The sequence below is a fragment of the Saccharothrix sp. NRRL B-16348 genome (genome assembly GCF_001280085.1).
GTDB lineage: Bacteria > Actinomycetota > Actinomycetes > Mycobacteriales > Pseudonocardiaceae > Actinosynnema.
Window position 1 is genome coordinate 20,127 of the sequence record NZ_LGED01000248.1, and the last position, 20,854, is coordinate 40,980.

The window sequence follows — 20,854 nt, forward strand, 5'->3', positions numbered from 1 at the left end:
CCGTGGTTCACCCGATGGCCTCCAGGCGGGTCATGTCCTCGTCGGTCAGCCGCAACCCGGCCGCCGCCACGTTCTCCCGCAGGTGCGCCGGATCGCCGGTGCCGGGGATGGCGAGGACGTTCGGCGCCTTGTGCAGGGTCCAGGCCAGGCGGACCTGGGCGGCGGTGGCGCCGTGGGCCTTCGCGACCTCGGCGACCACGTCCTCGCCGGTCCGGTCGGCCGGCCCGAACGGCGACGCGCCGGGGATCGCGCCGCCGATGGCGAAGAACGGGACGAACGCCACGCCGTGCTTCGCGCACAGCTCGATGAGCGCGTCGTCCTCGCGGCGCGTGACGAGCCCGTACTGGTTCTGGACGCACACCACGGGCGCGATCGCCAGGGCCTCCTCCAGGTGCTCGACGCCCACGTTCGAGATGCCGAGGTGCCGGATGAACCCTTCCCGTTGGAGTTCGGCCAGCGCCTCGAACCGCTCCTTCAGGGAGCCTTCGCCCCGGTCGAGCCCGCTGCCGATGCGGAGGTTCACGACGTCGAGGTGGTCGAGGCCGAGCTGGCGGATGTTCTCCTCGACCTGGCCGCGGAGTTCCTTCTCGTCGTCCGCGTGGACCCAGTCGCCGGACGGGTCGCGGCCGGGGCCGACCTTGGTCGTGATGACCAGGTCGTCCGGGTACGGCGCGAGGGCGGTGTTGATCAGCTCGTTGGCGGAGCGCAGCGCCGAGAAGTAGAAGGCCGCGGTGTCGATGTGGTTGACCCCCAGTTCGACCGCCGTCCGCAGGACCTCGACGGCACGCCCGCGGTCGCTGGGGCCGCCGTCGGCGTTGTTCAGCAGCCGCATGGCACCGAAGCCGAGGCGGTTGACCGTCCGGTCGCCCAGTTCCCAGGTGCCGGCGGCGTTCGCGTTGATCGTTGTGCTCATGGCTCCAGCTTGGGTTCCTCGCGTGCCCGCCGCCGGGAATGGCAACTTGTTGCCGATGCCGGCGGCGGAGTCGCGTCCTGGGAGACTGGTGGCATGAGCGTCGATCACGTGACCGTGCTCCGCGGCGAGGAGGAGCTCTTCGGCCGGACGGCCCACCTGTTCGCGACGGCGAGCGAGATCACGTGCGCCGCGCGCGACCTGAACACGTGGGCGGCGACGCACCGGCACCCCCGTGACGCCCGGCAGGTGTCGACGCCGAGGCTGCGCAAGCTGTTCCGGCCCGGGGTGCTGCTGAACCCGTCGACGGCGCAGCACGTGCGGTGGGTCTCGGCGCAGGGCGCGGCCGTGCGGATCACCCCGGACGACATCAACGAGACGATCATCATCGACCGCCGCTTCGCGATCCTGGCGGGTGACCTGGTGGACGGCCGCCGCGACTACGGCGTGGTGACGGAGCCGACCGTGGTGCAGAACGTGGCGTCGCTGTTCGACGCCGCCTGGCGCTCGGCGACCGACCTGGCGGTGTACGACGCCCAGCACGCGGAGCTGCGCGCGCTCGCGCCGCGGGTGCTGGAGCTGCTGGCGTCGGGCTGCAAGGACGAGACGGCGGCCCGCACGCTCGGCCTGGGCGTGCGGACCTACCGACGCCGGGTGGCGGAGCTGATGACCGCCCTGGGCGCCGAATCCCGCTTCCAGGCCGGGGCGAGAGCCCGCGACCTGGGCCTGATCTGACCCGGTGCGCGCCGAGCACCTCGTTCGCGCGGCCTGATCCTGTGCCGGCCGGACCCGCCGTTCGGCCGGGTCCGGTGGCGTGGTGGCACTCGTCGAGGCTGCCGCCGCGGGCAGGCGACCCGCGCTGGTCCGGCGGTCGTCACCGATTCGAGTGCTACTTCTTGTAGTCAATTTATTACGTCGAGTAGCGTTTCTGGCGCGCAAGCGCCGTGGTCCTTCCACGAGAAGACGTCGTGCTCGGCCTGTTCGAACTCGTCGGTCCCCACCTGCCGGCTCCGCCCCCCGAGGGCGACGAGCCGACCACAGGGACCCCGGACCACCCGGCCCGGACAGCGAAGACGACACCGAAGACGACACCGAAGGCGACAACACGATGACGACAACGCAGCCCACCGCGGCGAGCCCCGCACCGAAGTCCTCCCCGGGGGTCTTCCCGATCGAGGAGACCTTCCGGGTCACCGATGCCAAGAGCCTCCAACACGACTGGACGCTGCACGGCGACGCCACCCTGACCGGCGACCACGGCCTGCAGCTGACACCGAACGCGAACTACAAGGCGGGAACGGCGTTGCTCAACACGCCGTTCCCGTCCCATTCCGGCGTCTCCATCGAGTTCGACTACTACGCCGCCGGCGGCAACGCCGACGGCTTCGCCGTCTACCTCATCGACGGCGCCCACGACACCGGCGTCGGCGGTCGCGGCGCGGCCCTGGGCTACTCCTTCGTCACCGACGGCTCCAAGATCGTCGCCGAGGGCGTGACCAAGGGGTACCTCGGCGTCGGCTTCGACGCCTGGGGCAACTTCTCCACCGCGCTGGCCGGACCCACCACCGGCGGCAAGACCCGGCAGCCGAACAAGGTCGCGCTGCGCGGATCCGGGGACAAGCGCGCCGGCTTCCAGTACGTCGTGGGCGTCGACGCACCCGGCGGCCTGAAGGCGACCTGGGACGACCAGGCGCACGTGCAGGTCGTCATCGTCAACGCCGTGGTCACCGTGCACCTGACCCGCGGCGGCCGGACCACCACCGTGCTCGACGGCGTCGACCTGAAACTCGCCCAGGGGCAGGACGCCATGCCCGGGACGTTCAAGCTCGGCCTGTCCGCCAGCACCGGGGCCGAGACCATGTTGCAGCGCCTGCGCAACCTGGTCATCGCGCTGCCCGCCGAGATGCCGCTGCAGGTGGAGGGCCCTGACGAGGCGCCCGCGGGCAGCGAGATCACCTACACGGTCACCGTGCGCAACGACGGCCCCAACGACGTGCCCGGCGCCGAGATCACCGGCGCCCTCGTACCCGGGCTGTCCAACGTCACCGTCGCCGTCACCGGCACGGACGGCGGGGCGCAGGCGGGCGACGGGAACGCCCACGGGGAGAACTTCACCCAGCGGCTGGACCTGCCGGTCGGCGGCAGCGCCACGATCACCGTCACCGGCACCACCGAGCGCGACGCCACCGGTCAGGTCACCTGCACCGCGACCATCGGCTCGCACGAGCACCGCAACACCGCCAAGGACAGGACCGACTCGCACACCACCCGACTGACCGCCCACATCCCGTTGGACAACCTGAAGGTGTGCCAGCAGGGCGCGGTGTCGGTCAAGCCGGGCGAGCAGGGGCACATCGCCATCAGCGTGGCCAACCCCGACAACAACGCCATCGACCTGGCCGCCGCCGAGCTGGTGTTCGACGCGCCCACCGGCTTCGAGTGGACCGGCACGATCACCTTCACCTACTACAACGCCAACGGGCAGACCGTGGGCACCGGGGACACTTCGCTGGACCCCACCCTGGAGAACGACGACAAGCGGCTGCGGCTGACCGGGCTCCAGGACCTCAGGTCCGCGGAGGGCTACGTGCTCGCCTACGCCCTCGGGATCAAGGCGAGGCCCGAAGCCGCACCCGGCCGCCGCACCGACGGCAAGGCCGTGGTGGCCGACTCCGCACCGCTGCGCCTGACCGCCACCGTGCAGGGCGCCGACGAGGCGCAGTCGTTCACCAACGGGGACCGCAAGCTGCCGGTGCTCCAGCCCGCGATGCTGGAGACCAAGCAGGGCGAGAGCGGCTTCATGGCAGTCACCGTCGGCTTCGAGCAGGACGGGCAGCAGGACCTGAGCACCCTCGACCAGCAGTTCCGCACGCCCACCGGGTTCAAGTGGAACGGGTACATCTCCTACTCCTACTACAGCGGCGGCAAGCAGAGCCAAGGCAGCCAGGGCGACATCAAGCACCGGATCACCGACGGCGGCAAGACCCTGGCGATCACCGGGATGCCCAAGCTCATGGCGTCCAAGGGTCTTTACCTGACCTACGTCCTCGGACTCACCGCCGACGCCGACGCCGACGTGGGCCGCCACGACGACGGCGAGGCCAGGATCGGCGACGCCGGCCCGCTCAAGCTGCACGCCACCGTCTTCGCCAAGGACGAACCCGCCAAGTGCAACAGGTAGTCGGCGCGACGCCGCCCGGGCAGGCCCTGCGACCACGGGTCTGCCCGGCTGCTGACGTGCGCTAAGCGGTGGGCCTTCGGCTCAGTACGGGTTACCGGGCACGTTGAGGCGTGCCTGGTAGAGGCCGAACCCGCCGGAGACACCGGAGGTGATGTACAGCGTCTGCCCGTCCGGTCCGCCGAACGCCACGTTGGTGCTGTTGCGGCCGGCCGAGATGGTGCCGAGCCACGCGCCCGACGGGGAGAAGACGTGGACGAGTCCTTCGTTGAACGAGGCCCAGTACAGGTTCCCCGCGCAGTCGATGGTCCCGCCGTCGGGCGTCCGGATGCTCGCGAACGTCGTGCGGTTGCCCGTGCTGCCGTCCGGGAAGACGGTGTACTTCACGATCGCGTTGCTGCCGGTCGCACCCACGTAGAGGGTGGTGCCGTCGGGTGACAGGACGATGCCGTTGGGCTGCGCCAGCGTGTTGTCGACGAGGCTGACCACGCCGTCGCGGACGCGGAAGACGCCGGTTCGGCCGCCTTGCTCGTCGGCGCGGTTGCCGCGCTGGTAGTTCGGGTCGGTGAAGTAGGTGGTGCCGTCCGAGCGGGTGGTCAGGTCGTTGGGGGAGTTGAACGCGCGGCCGAGGTAGTTCGGCGCGACGGTGGTGCGGCTGCGGTCGGTCAGGCTGTAGGACGAGAGCGTGCGGTTGTCGTGCGTGGCGGCGAGCAACCGCGAGCCGTCGGACGTGATCGCGAGGCCGTTGCTGCCGGAGTCGGCGATGAACGTCTCGAAGGTGGACGGTGGCGTGAACCGCAGCACCGACGACGGTTGCACGCCCTGCGGACCGGTGGGGTTCTGCATGTTCGACAGCAGCAAGGTGCCCGTCCGCTGGTCCCACGTCGGACCTTCGAGGAAGTTGAACCCTCCCCGGATGAGCTGGGACGTCACCTGCGGGGTCGGCAGCGGTGGGCCGTACGTCGCTCCCGGTGTGCACGGTGATGCCATTGCGGCGTCGGCGAAAGCACCGGGCGCCGAAGGTGCCACGGCGCCCGCGATGGCGATCGCCACCGCCGTGAGCGTCCGCGTGCGACGGTGGCGCGGTGTCCTGCGGTGAGTCATGGAGACTCCTTTTCGTGAGCGGGGAAGCCGTGCCGCCGGGGTCGGGACGATCGCCCCGACCCCGGCGGCCGGTTCACCGTCCGAGTTGGACTTTGAGGATGCTTTCGTTGCTGTTGTTGACGATGCTGTCCTTGTCGCCACGCGTGCTGGTGGTCAGCCACAGGCCGCCGTCGGCCGACGGCTCCACCGTGCGCAGGCGCCCGTACGTGCCGGTGAGGTACTGCTGGACGTTGGTCAGGCTGTCACCGGAGATCTCGGCCCGGTACAGCCGAGCCCCGCGCAGGCAGGCGATGTAGAGGGCGTCGCCGACCACCGCGATGCCGCTGCACGAGGCCTCGGCGACGGGGTAGGTGCGCTTGGGCGCGACGAAGCCGGGTTCGGCGCAGCTGCCGGTCGTGCCCTCGCAGCTGGGCCAGCCGTAGTTGCCGCCGCGCACGATCAGGTTCGTCTCGTCCATGACGGAGTTGCCGAACTCCTGCTCCCACAGCCGGCCCTGGGAGTCGAAGGCCAGGCCCTGCGGGTTGCGGTGGCCGTAGCTCCAGACCGGACTGCCGAACGGGTTGTCCGTCGGGACGGTGCCGTCGCGGTTGATGCGCAGCACCTTGCCGGCGAGGTTCTCCCGGTCCTGGGCCCAGGCGCTGTTCTGGCCGTCGCCGGTGGCGATGTAGAGCTTGCCGTCCGGACCGAACCGCAGTCGGCCGCCGTTGTGGTACTTGTTGCGCGGGATGCCGGTGAGCAGCACCTGAGGGCTGCCGGTGAGCGCGCCGCCGGTGTAGCGGATGCGCACCACGCGGTTGTCGGTCGTGGTGGTGTGCATGACGTACAACCACGGGTCGGCGGTGAAGTCCGTGGCCACGGCGATGCCGAGGACCCCGCCCTCGCCGTCGGTCCCCGCCGCGTCCGGCACGCGCCCGACGACGGTCTTCGCGCCGGTCGCGGGGTCGAGGCGGACGATCTCGAAGGCGTCGCGGCGGCCGAAGAGCACCTGCCCGTCGGGCAGCGTCGTCAGGCCCCAGGGCAGGTCCGTCTCGGTGGTGACCTTGGTGACCGAGCACAGCGCCGTGGCGCACGAACTGCCCGTGGTGACCGCGACCGCCGTGCTGGGTGCCGAGCGGTTGGCCTGCGCGTCGCGCGCCCGCACCTGGTACTGGTAGCGGGTTTCGAGGGCCAGGCCGCTGTCGGTGAACGAGGTCGTGGCCGCGCCGCTGGTCGAGCCGACCACGGCGCCGTCGCGCAGGACCTCGTAGCCGGTGACGCCGACGTTGTCGGTGGCCGGCGACCAGCGCACCGTGACCGTGTTGCCCGACGCGGTCGCCGTCACGTCGGTGGGGGTGGTGGGCGCCTCGGTGTCGGCCTGGCACTGCGGCACCGTGATGGTGACCGTGGAGCTGGCCTGGGAGACGTTGCCCGCGGCGTCGCGGGCGTTGACGTACAGGCCCCAGGTGGCGCCCGGCGCGACGGTCAGGTTCGCCGACAGCGCCGTGCCCGGCACCGAGGTCATGAGCTGCCCGTCGTGGTAGATGTCGTAGAACGCCACCGCGACGTCGTCCGTGGACGCCGACCACGAGAACGTCACCCCGGTGCACGTGAGGTTCGAGGTGCGCGGGTTGGCCGGCACCGTCGGTGGCGTGGTGTCCGTGGTGAGCCTGAGCAGCTGCCACTGCTGGTGGGTGCCGCCCCGGTCGGTCAGCTGCCCGACCCGGGCGCCGTCCGCGGTGGAGGAGTCCAGCACGCTCACGGCCTTGGTGCTGGCCCGGTTGAGCAGGCGCACGTAGCCGCCCGCGGAGTCGGCCAGCCGGAACTGCTGGCCGGTGCGATCGGTGTCGGTGCTCTGCACGAGCCCGGCGCGGTCGGCGGTGGACAGGAAGGTCAGGACTTTGTTGCTGTGCTTCGACTTGACGCGGTAGTAGCCGCCGCCGGAGTCGACGAACTGCCACTGCTGCCAGGCGCCGTTGTCGCGGGTGCGCTGGGAGATCCGGGCGCCGTCGGCGGTGGAGTGCCCGTACACCTCCAGCGCCTTGCCGCTGTTGCGGTTGACCAGCACGTACGACGCGGTGGTGTCCACCGTGGCGGCCGAGGCGACGGGCACCGGCAGCACCACACCGAGCACCGACAGCGCCACCACCCACACCGCTCTACGGCGCGAGCGGGGGACCGCACCCTGCCTGGTCGCAAGGGAATCTCGCATGGTGTTCCTCTCACGGAATGCAAGGCGAATCGCCTTGTTATCGCTAACAAGCTTGAGGCGGAACAATGCTGCGTCGATGGCGGTCGACCTGCACCGAAGTGGTCGGGCGGGGAGTTCCTAAATGCGCCGATCGGCGGTCGCGGAGGAGACCGAGCCGGGTCTGCGGTGGGACGCGAGCGACCTGGAAGTCTTGTGCACACGTAGAGCCATGCTTCGCCTCCTTGCGAGCAGGGTGCGTGGTGGCTGTCGCCAGGTGCCGGGCCAGCGCTATTGGGAGCGCTCCCAAAAGCACCGTAGCGCAACGCGTTTGCCGCCGACAAGACCATCGGCACGCGTACTCCACGGTAGTTAGCGCTAACAGCGGTCCGCTTTCTGATTGGGCTGCCGCGCGGCAGCCCAATCGAGACGTCAGCCGCTCAGGAAGTCGACCACGGCCGCCCGGAAATCGGGGCTGCCGACCGCGGTGCCGTGGTCGCCCGCCACCACGCGGAGCCGGGCGCCGGTGATGGCCTCGGCGAGGACGTGGGGGCGTTGGGCGAGCGGGTCGTCGTCGCCGGCGATCACCAGCGTCCGGGCGGTGATGGCGGCGAGGTCGACGCCGTCCTGGTGCGCGGCGCGGGCCTGCGCGGCCAGGGAGGGCAGGTCGGCGCCCACCACCTCGGCGGACGCGCGCAGGCCGGCGACCGCGGGCGGCAGGGCGCCCGGGTCGTCGGCGAGGAGCGCTTCGGCCAGGACGTCGTTGGGCAGCACGCGCGTGTCGACGCCACCCACCTCGACCACCCCCGCGCCGACCCCGCCGACGACCAGGTTCCGCACGCCGGGCTCCTCGACCGCCGTGAGCAGGGCGATGACGGCGCCCATCGAGTACCCGACGAGGTCGACGGCGGGGACGTCGAGCGCGGCGATGACCGCCCGCAGGTCGCGGGCCATGCGCGGCTCGCCGTAGCGCGCGGGGTCGGGCGACTTCCCGGACCGGCCGTGACCGCGTGCGTCGACGCCGACGACGCTGCGCCCCGTCGCGGTGAGCGCCGCCACCGTGCCGTGAACGGCCCACTCGACCATGGTGTCGGCCGTGAAACCGTGCTGCAGCACCACCGGGACGGGGTGCGGGTCGACGCCGGCGTCCGGTCCCCAGCAGTGGTAGGCGATCTCGGCGCCGTCGTCGACCACGAGAGCGGAGGTCCGCGGCGTACCGGCGGTGGTGGAGTCGACCATGAGCTGCCTCCGCGGGAAGTCCTCGGCGTGGTGAGCGGACGGGTCCGGTGGCGTCGAACGATACGTCGCCTACGCGCTCACGATCGTTCGTCCCCGATGAAGTCGCCGCGGTAGTCCGCGGCCCACTGCGCGTAGGTCCGCCCCGGCCGACCGGTGATCTTCTCGATGGTGTCGGTGACCGGCGCCGGGCGGTCGAGGTGGCGTGCCCAGTCGTCGAGCAGGACGTCCGCCGGCGCGTGCGGGCCCATCGCCTGCCGGGCCTCCTCCACCGACAGCTCCTCGTACCGCAGCGGTCGCCCGAGCGCTTCACCCAGCAGCGCGACCTGCTCCGCGTGGGTGAGGGACTGCGGCCCGGTGACGGGGTAGGTCCGGCCGGCGTGCGCGTCGTCGGTGAGCGCCTCGACCGCGATGGCCGCGAAGTCGGCCGGGTGGATCGGCGCGCCGGCGGCCCGCGCGTGCGGTCCCCGGACCACGTCACCGGCCTTCACCTGCCCCGGCACGTCGAACGCCCACTGGAGGGCGTTGGCCGCGGACAGCTCCAGGCGCAGGATCGTCCACTCCAGCCCGGAGTCGCGGAGCTGCTGCTCGATGTCGTGGTGGAAGGCGGCGACGGCGTGGGGCTGCTCGGCCGCGGTGTCGTCCACCGAGCCCGAGGACTGGAAGACGACGCGCCGCACACCGGCCTCCCGGGCGGCGGCCAGGAACGCCGGCGCGAACCCCGGCACGACGGCCAGCAGGAACACCGCGGACACCCCGCGCAGCGCGGTCGCCAGGGTCTCGGGGTCGGCCAGGTCGCCGGCGACGATGTCGGTGCCTGCCGGGAGGCCGGTGTTCTCCGGGTCGCGGGTCAGTGCCCGCACCGGGCGGCCGGCGGCGGTCAGCTGCGTGACGATCTCGCGGCCGACGGGGGCGGTGGCGGCGGTGACCAGGATCATGGTGGTTCTCCTCGGGTGCGAAACGGACTGCTGGGTTCTGTCTTGGACCGGTCGGGCTGGGACCGGTCGGGGTGGGACGCCGGGCGCGACGGCTGTCGCCTGGACGCGTCGCGCCCGGCGTCGACTCGTGGTCGGTCAGAGGGTGGAGAGGTCGATCGCGTCGGCCATCGCCCGCAACCCGGCGTCGTTCGGGTGCAGCCTGTCGCCGGCGTCGAACTCCGCGCGGAGGGCGGCCGGGTCGGCCGGGTCGGCCAGCACCGCGTCGAAGTCGACCACCGCGTCGTACTCGCCGCTGGTGCGGATCCAGTGGTTGACCTCGCCGCGGACCTGTTCGCCGCGCGGGCTGTCCAGCATCGAGCCCTTCATCGGCGTGACGGTGCCGCCGATGATCCGGATGCCGCGGTCGTGGGCCGCGCGGATCAGCTTCCGGTGCGCGTCGATCAACCGGGCGCCGGTGACCTCGGGGTTGAAGCCGATGTCGTTGAGCGCCTGGGTCACGATGACGCTGCGCACACCCGGCTGGTCGAGGACGTCGCGGTGGAACCGGGCGAGCGCGCTGTCACCGCAGCAGTCGGAGTCGCCGAGCACCTGGTTGCCCGCGATCCCCGCGTTGAGCACGGCCAGCGGCCTGCGGGACGCGACCAGCCGTTCGGCCAGCTGGTCGGGGTAGCGGTGGTCGGCGTCCTTCGTGGCGCTGACGCCGTCGGTGATCGAGTCGCCGAACGCGACCACCGCGGAGCGGACCGGGCCGGCCGCGACGTCCACGCCGGACAGGTAGTACCAGGAGTGGCTCTCGGCGGTGAACGCCCCGCCGTCGGCGTCGAACCGGTGGTCGCCCTTCGTGCGGTACGTCGTCGCCGTCGCCGCCTCGTGGAAGGTGGCCGGTCCGGTGGGCGCGGCGAAGTACAGCGTGACGGTCAACCGGTCCAGCGCGGACGTGGGCAGCAGCGTGGCGTCGCTGACCGCGTCCGCCCCGGCCGGGATCACCGTGGACTGCGAGCGGTCGAACCGCAGCGGACGGGCGGTGTGCGGCCGGATCGACGCGCCGTCACCCGCCTTGGCGACGGTCGCGCCCGCCAGGCGCAGCGGCGACGTTCCGTAGCGGTTCGACAACCGGATGCGCAGCTGCGTGCCGCCGCCGCTGATCCGCACGACCTGGCGGACCGACTCGCCGGCGAACCCGTCGAGCGACCAGTTGTCGCCCTGCCAGGTCGCGCCCATCGGGCGCTGCACCGAGGTGGTCCAGGCGCCGGTCCACCGGTGGCCGGTGTGGGCGGGCGCCGCGGAGGTGGCTGGTGCGATCAGGGCGCCGACGACGCCGGTGGCTGCGAGGAGGAGGCTCAAACCCTTGGTTCCCATGCCGACAAATCTCGTCCGCGCACCCCCTCGGTCACATCGGGAGAACTGTCCTCATCGGCCGGTCCGACTCTTTACGACCCCGCCTCCGACTCTTTACGCCGGCGCCGGTGATGGCACCATGGCGTCAGTGAACGTGCGTGGAGTCAGTCCGGTCCTCGTCGGTCGCGAGGCCGAGCTGGCCGCGTTGGCCGAGGTCTACGAGGTGGCCGTCGCCGAGGGTGCGGCCGTCGCCGTCGTGGAGGGCGAGGCGGGCATCGGCAAGTCCCGGCTCGTCGGCGAGTTCACCGCCCGGCTCGGCACGGCCGCCCGGAACGTGCGCGGCGAGTGCCTGGAGCTGGGCGCGGACAGCCTGCCGTTCGCGCCGTTCACCGCGGTCGTGCGACGCCTGCGCCGCGAACTCGGCGGCGACCTGATCCGGGACCTGCTGCCCGCGGGCGGGCTGAGCCTCGCCCGGTGGCTGCCCGAACTCGGCGCGCCCGCGGTCGACCAGGACCCGTTCCAGGGCCGGTCGCGGCTGTTCGACGAGGTGCTGACGCTGCTGGAGGGCGCCGCGGCGCGGCAGCCGCTGGTCGTCGTGCTGGAAGACCTGCACTGGGCGGATCCGGGCAGCCGCGACCTGCTGGCCTACCTCGTGCGCAACGTGGAGCAGCCCGGGCTGCTGCTGGTGGGCACCTACCGGTCGAGCGACGTCGGCGAGGCACACCCCCTGCGCCCGCTGGTGGTCGACATCGCCCGTCGACCCAGGGGCCTCCAGTTCGAGCTGACCCCGCTGGACCGGGCGCAGGTCGGCGCGCAGCTCGCCGCGCTGCTCGGCCACGAGCCCGACGACGCGCTCGTGACCCGCGTGCACGAGCGCGGCGACGGTAACCCGCTGTTCGTCGAGGCACTGGCCGCCGACCCGGCGAACGCCACCCCGGCCCGGCTGCGCGACCTGCTCGCCGCGGCGACCGCGCGGCTGCCGGAGACCGGGCGGACCGTGCTGCGCGCGGCGGCGGTCGTGGGCCACGAAGTCCGGCACGAACTGCTCGCGCCGGTCTGCGGGCTGCCGGACGAGGAGCTGGAACCGGCGCTGCGCGAGCTGGTCGACCGGCGGCTGCTGGTCGTCCACGAGGACGGGTACGCCTTCCGGCACGGGCTGCTCCGCGACGTGGTGCTCGGCGGCCTGCTGCCCGGCGAGCGGCGCAGGCTGCACGCCCGCTGCGCCGAGGCGATCGTCGGCGACCCGGCGCTGGTCCCGGAAGGGCGGGCCGCCACCGAGCTGGCGGCGCACTGGAACGCCGCCGGCGACCACGCGCGGACCCTGGACGCGTCCTGGCGCGCCGCGGCGGACGCGTGCCGCGCCTACGCCTACGAACAGCAGCTCCGGCTGCTCGACCGGGTGCTCGACCGCTGGGACGCCGTTCCCGAGCCCGCCGCCCGGCTGGGTGTGCGCCGCGCCGTCGTGCTGCACCACGCCGCCGGCGCCTGCGTCCACACCGGCGACTTCGAGCGGGGCATCACCCTCGCGACCAGGGCGTTGGACGAGCTCGATCCCGCGACCGACCCGGAGTGGTCCGCCCGAGTGCTGGCCACCCGCGGTCTGCTGAACCGCCGTGCCGGCCGCGACGGTGACGCCGACCTCCGTGCCGCCTTGGGCGTCATGCCGGCCGACGCGCCGCCCGAGCTGCGTGGTCAGGCGCTCGCCATGCTCGCGGTCACGGTCGGACGGCACGACCCCGACCAGGGCGAACGGTACGCGGAGGAGGCGCTGGGACTCGGCCGCGAGCACGGGCTGCCCGTCGTCCACGCCACCGCGCTGATCGCGTCCGCGAGAATCGCGGCGCCGGCCGGTGACCGGGAGCGGGCGCTCGCCCTCTTCCGGGAGGCCGCCACCATCGCGGAGGCCGCCTCCGACCACTACGACGCGCTCACCGCCCTGCTCGGCCAGGCGTACCTCCTCATGGGCGCCGGCGACTACGACTCGGCCGCCGTCGTCGCGGCGCAGGCACGTGCGACGGCCCACCGCGTGGGACAGGCCCGGTCGCGCGGCGCGGACCTCGCCGGCGTCCTCGCCAGGGCGCTCTGGTTCGTCGGCCGGTGGGCGGAGGCGCGCGTGGTCGTCGAGGACGCGCTGGCCGACGATCCCCCGGCCATGACGACCGCCGTGCTGATGACCCTGCTGGGCGAGATCCTCCTGGCCCAGGGCGAGGTGGACGCGGCGGCGGACGTCGCGGCGAGGTCCGCCGCCGACCCGACCGGGCGGGGGATGCCGGTGTTCGTCGCCGCGTTCCGGTGCCGGCTCGCCGTCGCCCGGCGCGACCTCGACGCGGCCGACCGGCTCCTCGCCGACGCCTTGGCCGACCCCGGTCTGCTCGGCCCGTTCGGCGACCCGTGGACGCTCCTGCGCGCGGGCGCCGGCGTGCGGCGCGCCCTGCTCGACGCCGCGGGCCGTGACGAGTCGCGGCGGGAGCTGGTCGAGCGGCGCACGGGACAGCTGCGGGACGTGGCGGCGCAGGTGGCCGCCGACGACCCGGTGGGCGCCGCGCACCGGGCCTCGTTCGACGCCGAGATCGCGGAGGGCGACCCGCGGCTGTGGGCCGCCGCGGTGGCGGCGTGGCGCGGGCGGTCCCAGCCCTACGAGCTGGCCCAGGCGTTGTTCGGCGCGGCCGAGTCCGCGTTGTCGACGGGCGACCGCACCGCCGCGGAGGCGTCCGTGCGGGAGGCCGCGGCGCTCGCCGACGACCTCGGCGCCGGCCACCTCCGCCACGAGATCGACCTGCTCGCCGCCCGCGGCCGGATCGACCTGACCCCCGAGCCACCGCCACCGCCGTCCGCGGCGCCCTTCGACCTGACCGCCCGCGAACTCGACGTGCTGCGGCTGCTGGCCGACGGGCTGACCAACAGCCAGATCGCCACCACGCTCTTCATCTCCGCCAGCACGGCGGGTGTCCACGTCTCCCGGATCCTGACGAAGCTGGGCGCCGGCCGCCGCACGGAAGCCGCCGCCATCGCCCACCGAGCGGGCCTGTTCCGCCACGACCAGGCCGACGGCGCCGACCGGAACCCGACCGCCCGCGCGTGACGGGAACCGTTCGGCAGCGGCCCGCTCAGGTCAGGCCTGTTCGGGGTCGGGCTGTTCGCGCGGCGCGAGCATGGTGGCGGCTCCGATGTGGTTGAGGCAGAACTCCACGGAGTGGGCCATCAGCCACCCGGTCTGCGCGTCGCGGAAGATCCGCTGGATCGGCGAGGTGGCGACGAACCCGGACCCGCCGCCGACCTGGAGGCACAGTTGCGCGATGTCGCGGGCGACGCGGTTGGCCGTGGGCTTCGCGCGCATCGCGGAGAGCAGGAAGTGGGGTGAGTCCCGGTCGGCGAGCCAGGCGCTGTTGTGGGCGACCAGCGCGGCGGCTTCGAGCTGGAGCACGGCGTCGGCGACGTCGAACTGGAGGTGCTGCTCGGCCGCCAGGGGTTGGCCGGTGGAGGGCAGGGTTCGGCTGCGCGCGTACCGGATGAGCGTGTCCAGCGCGGTGTCGGCGATGCCGAGCGAGAGCCAGGCCAGGCCCGCGGCGATGTGGTTGGGCTTGGGCAGCGGGGACGGCGGGCAGCGCCGGTCGGAGCGCAGCACGGTGCCGTTGAGCCCGACCAGGTGGCTGCGGGTGGCGCGCAGTCCCAGGGTGTCCTGCGGTTCGAACGTCACGGTGTGGTCGGGTTCGAGCCCGAACAGGGTGGGTTGGCCGTCCACGAGGGCGTTGACGAGGAAGTGGTCCGCGATCTCGCAGCCGGACACGAACCGCTTCGCGCCGGTGAGCCGGTACCCGCCGTCGACGGGTTCGGCGACCTGTTGGGGCGACAGGAACTGGTTCCCGCCCGACGGTTCGGACAGGGCGTTGGCGAAGCGGCGGCCCGCGATGAGCTCGTCGGCGTAGTACCGGGCCAGGTCGGGCGTGGAGTGGCGCACCAGGCCCTCGGCGGCGCCGATGTGCATGAGCCACAGGCAGGCGGTGGACGGGTCCGCGGCGCTGAGGACCCGCAGGACCACGCCGACGGTGCGGTAGCTCAGCGACTGCCCGCCCCACTCGCGCGGCAGGGTGGCCTGGTCGAGACCGCCGGCGTGCAGCGCCCGCAGGTTCGCGACCGGCAGTTGCGCGGTCCGGTCGAACTCGTCGGTGGTGGCGGCGAAACCGGTGGCCAGTTCGGTGGCGACCCGGACCCACGACTGCTCGTCCGGGGGTGGGCCGAGTGGGTGGTCGTCGGGCATCGGCATGGTCATGGGTCCTCCCGCGTGGTCTCGCACCTCGTCGGCCACTGTGCGCGACGACCGCGCGGTGATCAAGGGACCGTGCGGCGGTCAGCCGATGATCAAGGTGGACGGGCCGGTGATCAGCTCCACGCCGGTGCTGCCGAGGCACTGCAGCGGGTCGAGCGTGACCTGCGCGCCGGGAGAGGCGATGGGACTGCCCGCGAACTTGCCGGCTTCGACGGTGCCGATGACGACGACGATCGCCTCGCCGCCGGGTTGCACGATGACGGCGAGGGTGTAGGCGACCCTGCTCCACTCGCCCGTGTTCCACGTGATGACCTCCGTGGTGCTCCCGTCGGAAGTCAGGCACCCCAACGTCCCGGACCCGGTGACGACCGAGGTCCCCGACGTGATGGCGGGGTCGGTGGAGACGCAGCTGTAGGCGCCGCTGCCGGAGATGGCGACGTGCCGCGGCAGCAGCCGCAGACCGGGGTCGAAGCGCACGGTGTTGGTCCCGACGCAGGTCGTCAGCGCTTCGACCGCCGGGCCCGGTTCCGCCCGGGAACCGGGTGCCGCGATCACCGAGAGCAGTGCGACGAGCAGCGTCGTGATCAGTGTCCGGCCTGTGGACATCGTCTTCCCTCCGAAGGGTCTGGCGTGGCGGTCGACGGTGGTCCGTCGTGCCGTTCCGGTTCGGTGACGGCGAGCTGTTCGATCTGGTCGAGCAGGGTGTCGAGGTCTTGCCCGGTGGTGCGGGGGTTGATGGTGCAGGCGCGGAAGCAGGGTCGGCCGGCGACCCGGGTGGGCAGCAGCAGGGACCCGGGGGTCAGGTCGAGGAGCCGGTCGCTGATCCGCTGGTGAGCCCGCGCGTCGTGCCCGGCGGCGCGGTGGGTGAAGCACACCACGGCCAGGCGAGGGCCGGTGAGCAGCTCGAAGCCCGGCCGCCCGCGCACCTCGGCGGCCAAGTGGGAGGCGAGGGCGAGACCCCGGTCGACGGCGTCGCGCACCGCGTCCAGGCCGTGCACCTTGATCGTGAACCACAACCTGAACGCCCGGAAGGGCCGGGTGTACTCGATGCCGCTGGTGCCCAGGTCCCGGGACTGCCCCGGGTCGTGCATCGCCGTGAGGTAGTCGGAGCCCAGGTGGAAGGTTCCCGCCAGGGCGCCGGGTTCGCGCAGCAGCAGGCAACCCAGCCCGAACGGCTGGAACAGCCACTTGTGCGGGTCGACGGTGATCGAGTCCGCTTCGGACAGTCCGTCGAGCCGCGGGCTTCCCCGTGTTCCCAAGGCCGCGGCGGCGCCGAACGCGCCGTCGACGTGGAACCAGAGCCCTTCGTCCCGGCACACACGGGACAGCTCGGCCAACGGGTCGACGGTGCCGGTGTTGGTGGTGCCCGCGGTGGCGATCACCATCAGCGGTCGACGTCCGGCGGCGCGGTCGGCGGTCACGGCGGCGCGCACGGCGTCGGGCACGAGGCGGTCGTCGTCGCAGGGCAGCACCCTGATCTGGTCGGGGGCGAAACCCAGCACGCGCAAGGCGCGGCCGACGCTGGGATGGGCCTGGTCGCCGTGGTAGACGATCGGGACGCGGTCGTGCGGTGGCGGGCCGAGCCGGTCGCGGGCCACCGCGATGGCGGTCAGGTTCGCGACGGAGCCGCCCGAGGTGAACACGCCACCGCTGCCCGCGGGCATCCCCAACGCCGCGGCCAGCCACCCGGCGGTGACCAGCTCGACCTGGGACGGGCCCGCGGCCAGCGACCAGTTGACCGTGGTGAGGTTCAGCCCGGTCGCCAACGCGTCGGCGAGGGCGGCCACCGGGTCCGCCGGACCGGGCACGCCGGCGAAGCTGCGCGGGTGGTCGGCCTTGAGCAGGTGGGGCAGGATCCCGCCGGTGACCTGGGACAGCACCGCGTCGGCGGGTGTGGGGTCGCGCGGCGCCGGTTCGTCGAGCCACGCCAGGTCTGCCGGCCGGGCCCGGCGGCCGGGTGACGCGGTGGTCAGCCCGAGGTGGTGGTCCACGACCAGGTCGGCCACCGCGTGGGCGAGCCGGCGCAGTTCACCGGCGTCGTGCCGGCCGATCACCGGTCACGTCCCGGGGACGGTTGCGCGAGGGGTCGCGGGTGTTGTGCGGTGGGACGCAGCACATCGAGCCACGCCCGCGCGTCGGCGGTGAGCCGTGGCGGGTGTTCGAGGGTGGCCACGCGGCGCCCGAACTGCACGAGCACCGCCTCGTCACCCGGTTCGACCACGTCCCCTTCGCCGGCGTGGGCCCACACCAGCGCCTCGTCGGGGCCCAACCGCGACAACGCGCGGTCCGCCACGCGGCGGACGACTCCCGGGGCGACCATCCGGTAGCACCCGGTTTCCGGCAATCGTGGGGCCAGGCCGGTGTCGCTGAAGTGCGCCACGAACTGGCTGAACGGGGGAGAGGACGGATCGCGGTCGCCGGCGGCGAGCACGGGCGTGAGCGGGGTGAGGTTGGCCAGGACGTGCGTGCCCAGCAACGGCAGCAACCCCCGCTCGACCTCGACCGCGTGCACCAGCGACACGACGGTCTGGAACCGGGGGTTGATCTCGATGACCCACACGCGACCGTCCCGGTCGAGCACCGCGTCGATGCCGAACACACCCAGGAACCCGCGTGCGCGCAGCCGTTCACCCACCGCGTGGCACGCCGCCCGTGCTCGCGACAGCACCTCCGCCGGCACGTCGGCGTCGCCGAGCAGCTGGTTGCCGCAGTGCGCGCCCCAGCCGACCCCGAGCTCGGCGATCCCGACCAACTGCTGCGAGACCCCCGACACCACCGTCACGTCACGACCGACGCACCCGGACACCGTGATCGGCAAGCCCGGCACGTGACGTGAGACCTTCAGCGGCTCGCCCGACCAGTCGGCCAACGCCTCGACCAACTCCCCGTCCGAGCACACCAACCGGGTGCCGCGGCCGATGAGGTTGTTGGCGGGCCGTTGCAGGACCACGGGACCGTCGCGCAGCCACCCCGACACCTCGTCGGGAACAGCCGTCGCACCGGCCTGGAGCACCACCGACGCCGGAGCGCGCACCCCTGCCGCGCGGAAGATCGCCACCGCGTTGATCTTGTCCGCGGCCCACTCGGCCACCGACCGGGCCGGCGCGAGCAACCGCGCGTCAGGGTCGTCCTCCCACGGACGTCCCGCACCGTCGTGCTCGGGTGCGAACGTTACCGACACCCACCGCCCCACCCCACGACCACCGCCACCACGCCGCCGCGGCCGGTACGTCAACCCCGGCACCACCGATCCACACGCCGCACTGATGAACGCCGACCTGTCGTACCACCAAATCCCCTCAACCACCGCCCCCACCGCCACCGCGCCCGGCCCCACCGCCACGCCGTGCGGCAGCACCCGGCCGGCACCGTCCACTCGTCGGTGTCCATCCATCCGGGCAACGTAATTCTCACCTGCCCCAACGTCCGGCCAATCACCGCAACGCCACTGCGGTTCATCCTTCCAGGTCACTGTCGATCGATTCGGTAACACAACGACGCGACGAGATGAACCGAAGCGGCTGGGGCCTGTGGTTCAAGGGATAGCCCTCGATCGCAACTCTGCAGGCTGGTGCGTGATCATTCTGGCGTTCAGAGGCAGATCACGTTCTCGTGGCATGCGGCCCCTCGGTCGGGATCACCGCCTGAGCCTCCCGCGTCGCAAGCGGCGGGCGACCCGTTTGTCAACATGCGTGACAAACGGGTCGAGGTGGGTTACGGTCCGTCTGGGAGCGCTCCCAGTCACCTCTCTGGTCGTACGTCGGATCGGTCTGGGCGGCATACCTGGGAGCGCTCCCAGAAGATGGCGGGTTGCTCGCAAGGAGGCGATGCATGAGTCTGCGCACGTTCGTACGTTCCCGGAAACTGACCGGGGCATTGGCGGTGACCTCGGTGGCGGCCGGTGGCGGCCCTGTCCGTGGCCGGGGTGGTGGCTTCGACCGCCACCGCCAATGCTGCCGCCGGTTGTCGGGTGGCGTACCAGATCTCGAATCAGTGGCAAGGCGGATTCGGCGCCAACGTCACGGTCACCAACCTCGGTGACGCCATCTCCGGTGGTTGGACGCTGGAGTGGGACTTCGCCGCCGGCCAGACGGTCCAGCAGGGGTGGAACGGGACGTTCTCCCAGTCCGGGACGCGCGTGACTGTCCACAACCCCTCCTGGAGCGCGAACCTGGGCACCGGCGCTTCGGTGTCGCCCGGGTTCAACGGCTCGTGGAACGGGACGAACCCGGTGCCCACGCAGTTCAAGCTGAACGGCACGGTGTGCACGGGGACGGTCGACACCACGACCACCACCACGACGACCACGACCGACACCAACCCGGGTGGCCCGAAGGCCGACAACCCGTACGTCGGCGCCGGCGTGTACGTGAACCCGCAGTGGTCGCGTCAGGCCGCAGCGGAGCCGGGTGGCTCGCGGATCGCGAACCAGCCGACCGGCGTGTGGATGGACCGGATCAGCGCCATCACCGGCAACGGTTCGCCGACCACCGGTTCCATGGGGCTGGTCGATCACCTCAACGAGGCCGAGAAGCAGCGCGCGGCCCGTGCGGACGGCCAGTTGGTGTTCCAGTTCGTCGTCTACAACCTGCCCGGCCGCGACTGCGCCGCGCTGGCCTGTCGCTACAAGACCGAGTACGTCGACAAGATCGCCGAGATCGTGGCCCGGCCGGAGTACTCGAAGCTGCGCATCGTCTCGGTCATCGAGATCGACTCCCTGCCGAACCTGGTCACCAACGTCTCGCCGCGTCCCACCGCGACGCCCGAGTGCGACACGATGAAGGCCAACGGCAACTACATCGAGGGCGTCTCGTACGCGCTCGGCAAGCTGGGTGCGATCCCGAACGTCTACAACTACATCGACGCCGCCCACCACGGCTGGATCGGCTGGGGCGACACGAACCCGCAGTACGACAACTTCTTCGCCTCGGCGAAGCTGTTCGCCACGCTGCTCGGCCGCAACGGCGCCACCAAGGACAAAGGTCCACGGCTTCATCACCAACACGGCGAACTACTCGCCGCTGGAGGAGCCGTACTGGACGGTGGACGACAACGTCGGCGGCCGGCCGGTCAAGGAGGCCTCGAAGTGGGTCGACTGGAACGACTTCAACGGTGAACTCGGCTTCGCCACCGCGTTCCGCACGGAGTTGGTCAAGCAGGGCTTCGACAGCGCATCGGCATGCTGATCGACACCTCGCGCAACGGCTGGGGCGGCCCGAACCGTCCCACCGCCAAGTCCACCTCCACCGACCCGACCACCTACGTCAACGAGTCGCGCATCGACCGCCGCTTCCAGAAGGGCAACTGGTGCAACCAGTCCGGCGCGGGTCTGGGCGAGCGTCCGCAGGCCGCTCCCAAGCCGAACATCGACGCCTACGTCTGGATCAAGCCGCCGGGCGAGTCCGACGGTTCCAGCACCCTCATCCCCAACGACGAGGGCAAGGGCTTCGACCGGATGTGCGACCCGACCTACACCGGCAACATCCGCAACGGCAACAACATGTCCGGCGCGCTGCCCAACGCCCCGCTCTCGGGCCACTGGTTCCCGGCCCAGTTCCAGGAGCTCATGCGCAACGCCCACCCGGCGCTGTGACCACCAACTGATCCACAACTGAACCTGCACAGCCTCGTAGGCGGCGTCCGAAGAGACGCCGCCTACGGGCCTGCGGCCTGAACGGTCAGGCGGCGGAGAACAGCCGGGTCGGCACGGCGTCCGTCA

The 20,854-nt window shown here is 72.3% G+C and carries 15 protein-coding genes; 5 read left to right on the plus strand and 10 right to left on the minus strand.

Annotated features, from left to right (window positions below; translation table 11 throughout):
• Positions 1-7: 7 nt before the first annotated feature.
• Positions 8-913 (minus strand): oxidoreductase, encoded by a 906-nt coding sequence (locus ADK67_RS40555; RefSeq protein ID WP_053721906.1) that lies wholly within the window; start codon positions 911-913, stop codon positions 8-10.
• 93 nt (positions 914-1,006) lie between these two features.
• Here ADK67_RS40555 and ADK67_RS40560 point away from each other — a divergent pair, with 93 nt between their 5' ends.
• Together ADK67_RS40560 and ADK67_RS40565 are read left to right on the plus strand one after the other, a co-directional pair.
• On the plus strand, positions 1,007-1,645 hold the full coding sequence (locus tag ADK67_RS40560) for a helix-turn-helix transcriptional regulator (RefSeq protein ID WP_053721907.1): 639 nt from the start codon (positions 1,007-1,009) through the stop codon (positions 1,643-1,645).
• 373 nt (positions 1,646-2,018) lie between these two features.
• Positions 2,019-4,091, plus strand: coding sequence for a lectin-like domain-containing protein (locus ADK67_RS40565; RefSeq protein ID WP_053721908.1), 2,073 nt, complete (start codon positions 2,019-2,021; stop codon positions 4,089-4,091).
• Between the two features lie 81 nt (positions 4,092-4,172).
• Here ADK67_RS40565 and ADK67_RS40570 read toward each other — a convergent pair whose 3' ends face one another.
• The 5 genes from ADK67_RS40570 to ADK67_RS40590 form a co-directional block, all read right to left on the minus strand.
• A complete protein-coding gene (locus tag ADK67_RS40570; RefSeq protein ID WP_053721909.1) occupies positions 4,173-5,192 on the minus strand; it encodes an SMP-30/gluconolactonase/LRE family protein in 1,020 nt (339 codons plus the stop codon).
• Between the two features lie 73 nt (positions 5,193-5,265).
• Positions 5,266-7,380 carry a PQQ-dependent sugar dehydrogenase gene (locus tag ADK67_RS40575; RefSeq protein WP_082404559.1) on the minus strand — a complete coding sequence of 705 codons (2,115 nt, stop codon included), beginning with the start codon at positions 7,378-7,380 and terminating at the stop codon, positions 5,266-5,268.
• 408 nt (positions 7,381-7,788) lie between these two features.
• On the minus strand, positions 7,789-8,595 hold the full coding sequence (locus tag ADK67_RS40580) for an alpha/beta fold hydrolase (RefSeq protein ID WP_053721911.1): 807 nt from the start codon (positions 8,593-8,595) through the stop codon (positions 7,789-7,791).
• Between the two features lie 77 nt (positions 8,596-8,672).
• The gene (locus ADK67_RS40585; RefSeq protein ID WP_053721912.1) at positions 8,673-9,530 is read right to left on the minus strand and encodes an NAD(P)H-binding protein; all 858 of its coding nucleotides are present in this window, start codon (positions 9,528-9,530) and stop codon (positions 8,673-8,675) included.
• A 135-nt stretch (positions 9,531-9,665) separates the two neighbouring features.
• The gene (locus ADK67_RS40590; protein WP_053721913.1) at positions 9,666-10,889 is read right to left on the minus strand and encodes an SGNH/GDSL hydrolase family protein; all 1,224 of its coding nucleotides are present in this window, start codon (positions 10,887-10,889) and stop codon (positions 9,666-9,668) included.
• A gap of 118 nt (positions 10,890-11,007) precedes the next feature.
• Between ADK67_RS40590 and ADK67_RS40595 the strand changes: the two genes are divergently transcribed.
• The gene (locus ADK67_RS40595; protein WP_053721914.1) at positions 11,008-13,950 is read left to right on the plus strand and encodes an ATP-binding protein; all 2,943 of its coding nucleotides are present in this window, start codon (positions 11,008-11,010) and stop codon (positions 13,948-13,950) included.
• Between the two features lie 30 nt (positions 13,951-13,980).
• Here the strand turns inward: ADK67_RS40595 and ADK67_RS40600 are convergent, their stop codons facing one another.
• The 4 genes from ADK67_RS40600 to ADK67_RS40615 all read right to left on the minus strand — a co-directional run bounded on the left by ADK67_RS40600 (position 13,981) and on the right by ADK67_RS40615 (position 18,316).
• Positions 13,981-15,138, minus strand: coding sequence for an acyl-CoA dehydrogenase family protein (locus ADK67_RS40600; protein ID WP_053721915.1), 1,158 nt, complete (start codon positions 15,136-15,138; stop codon positions 13,981-13,983).
• Between the two features lie 78 nt (positions 15,139-15,216).
• On the minus strand, positions 15,217-15,741 hold the full coding sequence (locus tag ADK67_RS40605; RefSeq protein ID WP_053721916.1) for a hypothetical protein: 525 nt from the start codon (positions 15,739-15,741) through the stop codon (positions 15,217-15,219).
• Entirely contained in the window at positions 15,720-17,189 is a 1,470-nt protein-coding gene (locus ADK67_RS40610) for a pyridoxal phosphate-dependent decarboxylase family protein (protein WP_053721917.1), read from the minus strand. Before ADK67_RS40610 ends, ADK67_RS40605 begins: the two co-directional genes overlap by 22 nt.
• Positions 17,186-18,316, minus strand: a complete 1,131-nt coding sequence (locus ADK67_RS40615) for an ATP-grasp domain-containing protein (protein ID WP_197289857.1) — start codon at positions 18,314-18,316, stop codon at positions 17,186-17,188. The genes ADK67_RS40610 and ADK67_RS40615 overlap by 4 nt, the downstream gene beginning before the upstream one ends.
• Positions 18,317-19,105: 789 nt before the next feature.
• On the opposite strand from ADK67_RS40615, the gene ADK67_RS40620 reads away from it, so the two are divergent.
• Both ADK67_RS40620 and ADK67_RS54910 read left to right on the plus strand, forming a co-directional pair.
• The gene (locus ADK67_RS40620; RefSeq protein ID WP_269436142.1) at positions 19,106-20,251 is read left to right on the plus strand and encodes a glycoside hydrolase family 6 protein; all 1,146 of its coding nucleotides are present in this window, start codon (positions 19,106-19,108) and stop codon (positions 20,249-20,251) included.
• Between the two features lie 63 nt (positions 20,252-20,314).
• Positions 20,315-20,728 carry a glycoside hydrolase family 6 protein gene (locus ADK67_RS54910; protein WP_331459384.1) on the plus strand — a complete coding sequence of 138 codons (414 nt, stop codon included), beginning with the start codon at positions 20,315-20,317 and terminating at the stop codon, positions 20,726-20,728.
• Positions 20,729-20,854 lie beyond the last annotated feature (126 nt).

Excerpts from the sequence above, each read along its gene's own strand:
- ADK67_RS40570 (WP_053721909.1), bottom strand. The coding sequence starts at position 5,192 with ATGACTCACCGCAGGACACCGCGCCACCGTCGCACGCGGACGCTCACG.
- ADK67_RS54910 (WP_331459384.1), top strand. The coding sequence starts at position 20,315 with ATGCTGATCGACACCTCGCGCAACGGCTGGGGCGGCCCGAACCGTCCC.
- ADK67_RS40600 (WP_053721915.1), bottom strand. The coding sequence starts at position 15,138 with ATGACCATGCCGATGCCCGACGACCACCCACTCGGCCCACCCCCGGAC.
- ADK67_RS40605 (WP_053721916.1), bottom strand. The coding sequence starts at position 15,741 with ATGTCCACAGGCCGGACACTGATCACGACGCTGCTCGTCGCACTGCTC.
- ADK67_RS40585 (WP_053721912.1), bottom strand. The coding sequence starts at position 9,530 with ATGATCCTGGTCACCGCCGCCACCGCCCCCGTCGGCCGCGAGATCGTC.
- ADK67_RS40595 (WP_053721914.1), top strand. The coding sequence starts at position 11,008 with ATGGCGTCAGTGAACGTGCGTGGAGTCAGTCCGGTCCTCGTCGGTCGC.
- ADK67_RS40565 (WP_053721908.1), top strand. The coding sequence starts at position 2,019 with ATGACGACAACGCAGCCCACCGCGGCGAGCCCCGCACCGAAGTCCTCC.
- ADK67_RS40560 (WP_053721907.1), top strand. The coding sequence starts at position 1,007 with ATGAGCGTCGATCACGTGACCGTGCTCCGCGGCGAGGAGGAGCTCTTC.
- ADK67_RS40575 (WP_082404559.1), bottom strand. The coding sequence starts at position 7,380 with ATGCGAGATTCCCTTGCGACCAGGCAGGGTGCGGTCCCCCGCTCGCGC.
- ADK67_RS40590 (WP_053721913.1), bottom strand. The coding sequence starts at position 10,889 with ATGGGAACCAAGGGTTTGAGCCTCCTCCTCGCAGCCACCGGCGTCGTC.
- ADK67_RS40555 (WP_053721906.1), bottom strand. The coding sequence starts at position 913 with ATGAGCACAACGATCAACGCGAACGCCGCCGGCACCTGGGAACTGGGC.
- ADK67_RS40580 (WP_053721911.1), bottom strand. The coding sequence starts at position 8,595 with ATGGTCGACTCCACCACCGCCGGTACGCCGCGGACCTCCGCTCTCGTG.